The organism is Luteitalea sp., assembly GCF_044337415.1.
In the GTDB taxonomy this organism is placed as follows: domain Bacteria; phylum Acidobacteriota; class Vicinamibacteria; order Vicinamibacterales; family Vicinamibacteraceae; genus Luteitalea.
In genome coordinates, this window is record NZ_JBIINP010000187.1 from 1 (window position 1) to 7,599 (window position 7,599).

The 7,599-nt window shown below is 69.5% G+C and carries 5 protein-coding genes and 1 riboswitch; of the genes, 2 read left to right on the forward strand and 3 right to left on the reverse strand.

All coding sequences use genetic code 11. The annotated features are described in order from the left end of the window. Nucleotides 1–83: 83 nt before the first annotated feature. Nucleotides 84–1,055, reverse strand: coding sequence for an SPFH domain-containing protein (locus ACIRDX_RS18475; RefSeq protein WP_396626910.1), 972 nt, complete (start codon nucleotides 1,053–1,055; stop codon nucleotides 84–86). Continuing rightward, nucleotides 1,054–1,215: riboswitch (cyclic di-AMP (ydaO/yuaA leader) on the reverse strand. It overlaps the preceding gene by 2 nt. A gap of 123 nt (nucleotides 1,216–1,338) precedes the next feature. Between ACIRDX_RS18475 and ACIRDX_RS18480 the strand changes: the two genes are divergently transcribed. After that, nucleotides 1,339–2,931, forward strand: coding sequence for a Gfo/Idh/MocA family oxidoreductase (locus ACIRDX_RS18480; protein WP_396626911.1), 1,593 nt, complete (start codon nucleotides 1,339–1,341; stop codon nucleotides 2,929–2,931). 268 nt (nucleotides 2,932–3,199) lie between these two features. Here ACIRDX_RS18480 and ACIRDX_RS18485 read toward each other — a convergent pair whose 3' ends face one another. Continuing rightward, nucleotides 3,200–3,769 carry an ECF-type sigma factor gene (locus tag ACIRDX_RS18485; protein WP_396626912.1) on the reverse strand — a complete coding sequence of 190 codons (570 nt, stop codon included), beginning with the start codon at nucleotides 3,767–3,769 and terminating at the stop codon, nucleotides 3,200–3,202. A 149-nt stretch (nucleotides 3,770–3,918) separates the two neighbouring features. On the opposite strand from ACIRDX_RS18485, the gene ACIRDX_RS18490 reads away from it, so the two are divergent. Continuing rightward, nucleotides 3,919–6,390, forward strand: coding sequence for a tetratricopeptide repeat protein (locus ACIRDX_RS18490; RefSeq protein ID WP_396626913.1), 2,472 nt, complete (start codon nucleotides 3,919–3,921; stop codon nucleotides 6,388–6,390). A 14-nt stretch (nucleotides 6,391–6,404) separates the two neighbouring features. On the opposite strand, the gene ACIRDX_RS18495 is transcribed toward ACIRDX_RS18490, so the two are convergent. Next, nucleotides 6,405–7,599: hypothetical protein (locus ACIRDX_RS18495; RefSeq protein WP_396626914.1), on the reverse strand; the 1,195-nt coding region annotated here is incomplete at its 5' end.

Sequence of the window (7,599 nt, forward strand, 5' to 3'; positions counted from 1 at the left end):
ACACTTACGCTTCATGCATGAGCTTCGGCGCGTCTGACGGCTGACGGAACGGATCAGCTGGCCGCGCGTCGCCACCTCAGCCGTCAGCGCGACGGCGGCGCGGCAGGCGCTCTCGCGCTCGTCGGCCTCGCGGCATCGAGCATGCCCGTCAGCGGCACGCCCATCGGCCCCACCGGGATGTACACCGTCGTGTGGTTCGGCGAGTTCACCATCAGCTTCTGCGCCTCGATCGCCTCGTGCTGTACGTACAGCGAGGTGAGTTGGCCGCGGATGATCTGCATCGACGCCGCGATGCCCGTCGCCTGGATCTCCCGCTTGGTGCGCTCCTTGCGCTCGATGGCGATCTCGGTGTCCTTCCGCTCGAGTTCCTGCGTGGCCGCCAGCTTGCGCGCCACCGCGTCGGCCACTTCCGCCGGGTACTGCACGTTCCCGACCACGACGCTGCTGATGATGAAGGGGCTGGTCGCGGCATAGGCCTGGATGCGCTTCAGCACCGCCTCGCCGATCGGGATCAGGTCGTCCTTCACGCGGAGACCATCACGTCGCTGCACCTCGTCGCGCGCAAACGTCCGCAGCGGCTCGCGCACGAAATGCCCGTACGCGACCTTCACGATCGCGTCGGGCGACCGCTCCGTGGCGCCCTCGGCCACGGTGGTGCTGAATCGCTCCATGAAGAGCGGGACGCGCGCCTGGTCGACGCGCCACACGGTGTGCACCGCGAACGAGATCTTGAGGTTGTCTCGGCTGAGCACCGAGTCGTCAGCCGCGAACGTCTCGGTGTACGTGTACGGCGTGACGCTGACGTTGGTGACGTCGAGCAGCCACTGCCGCCCTGGCGACGTTGGTCCACGCTGCACGCCGTAGAACCGCGACTGCCCGAACAACGCGCCCTTGGTCAGGTAACCGACGTAGCCGGCGGGCGTGTAGGGATTGTGTGAACCGGCGAGCCACACGCCCATCAGGAGGGCGACGGCGATGCCGACAAGGGGAATGGTCGATGACGCGAGGGTGCGGAGAGACGCGACGACGCGCTCCCCGTGCAGACGAGGCAACACGGTGACTCCACTCGCCGACGAGGTTAGCTGACGGGCTCGAGCCTGGAGTTGCTCTATCTGCGTCGCTCGGAACAGCTCCGCAGAATTCGCCCCGGTGCGCGGGAATTCGCGCCTTGGGTCCCCCGTGACGTCCGCTGGACGTCTTTGGCGTTTTCCCGAACATACGCCTCGGCGGAACGGCCGTCAAATGCCGGGCCACGAGTCGCGCCCGCACGAACCGTCGAGGGCCGGTCACGCGTGCAGGCCCCTGCGGCGATAGAATCCCGCCTCGACAGGAGCCTCCATGAGCCAGGTCTCGAGACGCACGTTCCTCACCTCCACCGCCGCCGGCGCCGGCCTCACCATCGTGCCGCGGCGCGTGCTGGGCCGCGGCTTCCAGGCCCCGAGCGACACCGTCAACATCGCCACCGTCGGCTTCGGCGGCATGGGCGGCGGCAACACCCGCCGCCTCATGAGCCAGCACATCGTCGCCATCTGCGACGTCGATGACGTGCTCGTCGATGCGCAGCTGAAGCGGATGGTCGAGGACGCGGCCGCGGCGCCCGGACCGGCGCCGCGAGTCCCTGCCCTGTCGAAGGCGCAAGCGGCGGCCAACGCGCGACGAGCGCCCCTCGACAACACGGCGACGCTGCGGCGCTTCACGAGCGAACAGCTGCCGCGCCTGAAGCGTTACCGCGACTACCGCGAGTTGCTCGACAAGCAGAAGGACCTCGACGCCATCGTCGTCGCGACGCCCGACCACATGCACGCACTCATCGCGCTCGCGGCGATGGACCTCGGCAAGCACGTGTACGTGCAGAAGCCGCTGTGCTGGTCGGTCGAGGAGGCGCGCGCCCTGGCGAAGAAGGCCACGGCCATGCCTCGCGTCGTCACGCAGATGGGCAACCAGGGTCACTCGAGCGACGGGTCGCGCACCGGCTACGAGTACATCCGCGGCGGCGCGATCGGCGACGTGCGCGAGGTGCACGTGTGGACGAACCGCCCGTACGGGTACTGGCCGCAGGGCATTCCGCGTCCTGCGCCGATCCAGCCGGAGACGGGCCCGCGCCCGCTGCGCTACCCCTCGGCACGCGCGACGGCGTTGATGGCTGATGCGCTGTCGCGCGAGGCAGGGCCCGTGCCATCGACGCTCTCGTGGGACCTGTTCCTCGGCGGCGCGCCGGCCGTCGAGTACAACCCGCTGTATCACCCGCGCAACTGGCGCGGCTGGGTGGACTGGGGCCAGGGCGCGATCGGCGACATGGGCGCGCACCTGATCGATCACCCGTTCCGCTCGCTGGACCTCGGCATGCCGACCGTGATCGAAACGGTGTCGACGCCCTTCAACGGCGCCTGCTACCCCACGGCCACGATGACGCACTACCAGTTCGCGGCGCGCGGGTCGATGCCAGCCGTGAAGCTGACGTGGTACGACGGCGGCCTCACGCCGCCGCGCCCCGAGGAGCTCGGCGACGAGATGCTGAACGGCGAGGGCGGCATCATCTACGTGGGCACGAAGGGCAAGATGATCCAGCTGACGTACGGCCACGAGCCAAGGCTCCTGCCGAAGTCGCTGCACGAGCAGGCCGGCGAGCCGAAGGCCCTGCTGCCGCGCATCGCGCACGGGCAGGACGAGCACGAGATGAACTGGGTCGAGGCGATCAGGGGCAAGGCCACGATCTCGTGCCCCTTCGAGTACGCCGCGCGGCTCACCGAGGTGATGCTGCTCGGCGTCGTGTCGCTGCGCGCCGGACAGAAGACACCGGGCGACAGCAAGATCCACTACGACGCGGCGAACATGCGCGTCACCAACACCATCAAGGGACCGAACGGGATCGTGACCGATCCCAACGAGTTCCTGCGGCGCGACTACCGCGCGCCCTGGACGCTCACGTAGCAGCTCAACAGGGCCGGGCTCGGCCTTCGACTGGCGCTCAGGCCGCCCTGAGCAACGTCGAAGGGCGGAGAGCCGGCCCTCCCCTCCCTGTGCAGGCGCCCCTGGCGGCTCGAGGAGCCTGCCCTCGCCTCTCCCTCCATCCCCTCGAACAGGGCGCCTGGTACACACACGCCCCGCCGATGACCCCTGCCGGCGGCGTTTCCCGCTTTGTGGATCGAGGCGACCGCATGGAGGGGCCGCCACCCGAGACCGGCGCGGCGAGGGCTCCCTACGCTTCCGCCTGGAGCCGCTGCGTCAGCCAGGCACGGGCGAACCGGAGGTCACGCTTGGCCGTCGTCGGCGAGATGTCGAGCAATTCGGCGGCCTCGACGCGACCACAGCCGAGAAAGGCGCAGAGCTGCACGATCTCCGCCTTGCGGGGATCGAGTTGGGCCAGTTCGTCGAGGGCCCGGTGCAGGTCGAGCAGTTCGGCGTCGCTCGGGTCCACCAGTTGCAGGTCCTCGGTGAGCGGGACGCGGGCGCGCCGCGCGCCGCGCTTGTCGGCGTGCCTGGCGCGGATCTGGTCGATGAGGATGTGGCGCATCGCCCCGGAGGCGAAGGCAAAGAAGGCACGGCGGTTGGGAAAGCTCGTGGGCTGCTGCTTGAGCAGGCGCAGATACAAATCGTGCACGAGCGAGGTGGCCTGCACCGTGCCGCTGCATCCCCCGGCCACGTAACGCCGGGCCATGGAGCGCAGTTCCGGGTAGACCTCGGTCATCAGCCGGTCGAGCGCCTCGGCGTCTCCGTCGCTCCAGGCGCGCAGGACGTGCGTGATTTCCGGAGAAGTGGGCGGCTGCACGGCAGGGTCAGTATGCCGCAACTTCAGGGCACCGGCTCGCCGCGGATACCGCCGAACCACGAGGCGATCGTGTGCCCGGCCTTGTCGTCACAGGCAAGACCGTGGAGTACGATTCCGCCTCCACGCGAGCGAAGGAGACTGCATCTGCCATGGACCAGAGCCGATGGTCACGCGTCGAGGCCGTGTTTCACGAAGTGGCCGACGCGCCGGACGGCGAGGATCTGGATCGTCGCGTCCAGGAGGCCTGCGAGGGAGACGACGCGCTGGTCGCCGAGGTCCGCAGCCTGCTCGACGCCGACCGCCGGGTTCGTCGAGGCGATGACGAGGTCGATCCGCACCTCGGGCTCCGCCTCGCCCCCTACTGCATCGAGGGGCGCATTGCGCGCGGCGGCATGGCCTCCGTGTACGACGCCAGGCGGGACGACGGGACCTTCACCCAGCGCGTCGCGATCAAGATCATGGACCTGCGCCTGTCCGATCCCCAGCTCGTGGGGCGGTTCGAGGCCGAGCGCCAGATCCTCGCGCGGCTGGAGCACCCGGCACTGACGCGGCTCCTCGACGGAGGCGTGACCCAACTCGGCGAGCCGTACCTGGTGATGGAGTACGTCGAAGGCGGGCCGATCGACGCCTACTGCGACGACCGATGCCTCGGCATCGCCGATCGTGTCGCGCTGTTCATCCAGGTGTGCCACGCGGTGGCCTACGCCCACAACAACCTGGTCCTCCACCGGGACCTCAAGCCGTCGAACATCCTCGTGTCGCGCGACGGGCGGCCGAAGGTCGTGGACTTCGGCACGGCGGCCGTCCTGCAGCCTGATCGGCTGGCCACCACCTCCAGCGCGCCCCTCACCCCGGCCTACGCCAGTCCCGAGCAGTTGACCGGTGGCGCCGTCGGCACCGCGAGCGACCAGTACAGCCTCGGCCTCGTGCTGTACCAGTTGCTGACGGGGGTGTCGCCGTTCGGCGACCGGCCTTCGCTGATGTCGGCGATCGAGCGCGCGCTCTCGGGCACGACGACCACCGCGCCGCACACGGTCGTGACGGAGGCGACGGCGCAGCTCCGCAGCACCTCGACGCAGCGCCTGCGACGCCTGCTGTCGTCCGATCTCGGCACGATCCTCGGCAAGGCGCTGGCGCCCGAGGCCGCGGCCCGCTACGTGAGCGTGCAGCACCTGGCCGACGACCTCGAGCGCTGGCAGCGCGGAGAGCCGGTGGTCGCGCGGCCTGCGAGCGTCGGCTATCGCCTGCAGCGGTTCGTGGCGCGGCACCTGCTGGAGACGGCGGCGGTGGCCCTGGCGATCGTGGGGCTGGTCGGCGGGCTCATCGCCGCGACGGTCCAGGCCAGGCGCGCCGAGGCGCAGAGCCGACGCGCCACGGAGGTGACGCGCTTCCTGACGTCGATGCTGACGTCGGCCGACCCCGATGCGATGGGCAAGGACGTCACGGTACGCGCGGTGATCGATCAGGCCGTGATGGATGCGAGGGCCCTCGAGTCGACTCCTGAAGTGGCCTCGGAGATCCGCGCCGCGATCGGGCGGACCCTGACGAGCCTCGGCGACTACGAAGCCGCCGAGCAGCAGCTGCGACTGGCACTCGCGGCAGAGAAGCGCGCCAAGCCGGGTGGGAGCGTCGAGGAAGCGCGCCTGCTGGTCTGGGTCAGCTTCGCCCAGGAGAGCGACGGCCGACTCGACGAGGCCAGGGACACGCTCGCGCAGGCCGAGACGGTGCTCGCCAGGCATCCGGATGACGATCCCGAAGGACAGTCCGCGTACCTGGATCAGCATGGTCGCGTGCTGGCGGGCAGCGGCGAACACGCCGCGGCCGCGGAGGTGTTCGAGCGCCAACGATCGCTCATCAGGGCGCATGCGCTCGGGCCTCGCCAGCTCGCCTCCAGCCTGGGCAACCTCGCCCAGGTCCGTGCGATGCTCGGCCAGATCGATCAGTCCGTTGCCCTCTACGAGGAAGCGTTGAGCCTCACACGGGACGCGTACGGTCGCGAATCAGGCAAGGTCGCGGAGATGCTGTCGCCGTACGCCAGTGCGCTGTGGTTCGTGGGCGAGCGCGAGCGTTCACTGGGCGTCTACGAGGAGTCGCTGCGGATTCGTCGCACGCTTCACGGCCCGACGCATCCGGGATACGCGCAGACCCTCGCCAACTACGCCGACTCGCTCGTCACCCTCGGCAGGCACGCGCAGGCCGAGCCGCTGGTGCGAGAGGTCCTCGCCCTGCGCGGCACCACGCTTGACGACTCGCATCCCATGGTCGCCTTCAGCATGCAGCTGCTCGGGCGCATCCTCGGCCCGCTGGGACGCCTGGAGGAAGGCGAGCGGTGGCTGCGTGAAAGCCTCGCCCTCCGTACACGCGTGATGCCACCGGGACACTGGACGTTGGCCTCGAGCCGCAGTGCGCTGGGTGAACACATGGTGCTCGCCAGGCGCTTCGCCGAAGCCGAGTCGCTCCTGCTCGGCGCCGAGGCGGAACTCGTGGCGGCGCTGGGCGACGCGTCCCCCATCGTGGAGCCGACGCGCCGCCGGCTCGTCGCCCTGTACACGGCGTGGGAGCGACCCGAGGACGCGCAGAAGTGGCAGGCGCGCCTGCCGGCCGAGCCATCGACGCCGTAGCGGGTCAGGCAGGCCTAGCTGTCGAAGCCGCGCAGGTAGGGCGTGTTGGGCGGCCGCGCGCCCGTGCTGAACTGCGCGCCGTGCGTGGGGCAATAGGTCATGTCGAGGAACGGCGTGTCGATGCGTCGCCCCACGGCCAGGTACTTCCCGTTCTCCCAGTGCGACTCGAGGGCGACGTTCACGATGCCCGTCGACAGCAGGAGGCGCTGCGCGTCGAACGGCTCCTTGCCCGTCACCATCGTCTCGACGATCCAATGCGGCTGCCCGTTGGAGGCGTGATACTGATCGAACGGGCCCGGGAAGCCCAGCATCGACACCACCGTGGGATCTGGCTGCCCCGCGATCTCGCCCGCCCACGTCCAGCCCACCTCACGCGCGTTGTAGATGGCGGCCCTGGTGCCGTCGCGGTACTCGATCACACAGACGTTGGGCGCGTTGATGCCCTGGAAGTGGCCGGGCTTCAGTGACAGCCGCGTGCGGACCGCCTCGAGCAGTCGGCCTGCCCACGGGGTGCGCTCGGTCCACGCCCACGTCTCCGGGCCGCGGATGTACTGCACCGAGGCGACACCCGTCTCGCCACCCTTGCGGCGTTCCACGAATGACTGCAGCACGTCGACGCAGTGGAAGAAGCCACCTTCGTCGGGAGCGCCCCCCAACGAGATCGAGGCCGTGATCGGCGTGTCGTTGGCCAGTTCGAGTTCCGGCGTGCGGTAGTAGGTCGGGATCGACGAACCGCCGGTCAACGCGAACTTCAGCTCGCGGGACTTGTCGAACATCCACTTCGCCTCGTCCCAGTCGTAGGAGAGGTGCTTGTCGTTGAAGACCGGCACCGACCGTCCGCTCTGCTCGAACACCTTCACCATCTGCTGGTACATCCACCAGCGCGGCAGCAGCCAGTGTCCCTTGAGGTCCACCGGATACTGGCCGTGCTCGCCGACGATGACCACGCCGTCGACGTCGAGGGCCGTGCCGCCGAGGGTCAAGGCACCGGCGACGGTGTCGAAGACAGGGATGCCCTTTGCCTTGCATACCTTCTCGCCGAGGACGCTGGTCGGGCGCTGGTGCAGGTAGACCGACGCCACGTCGACGCGCGACGCCATGTGCGCGCCCTGCCACCAGTAGCCGTCGATCAGCTTGGTGATGATCCAGTCGGCATGCGAGCGCGTGGCGCCCCAGAAGGTGACGAGACAGGCGATGCGAGGGCGGCGA

Bases quoted from the DNA above. Each gene is read 5' to 3' on its own strand.
- ACIRDX_RS18480 (WP_396626911.1), top strand. From the start codon at position 1,339: ATGAGCCAGGTCTCGAGACGCACGTTCCTCACCTCCACCGCCGCCGGC.
- ACIRDX_RS18490 (WP_396626913.1), top strand. From the start codon at position 3,919: ATGGACCAGAGCCGATGGTCACGCGTCGAGGCCGTGTTTCACGAAGTG.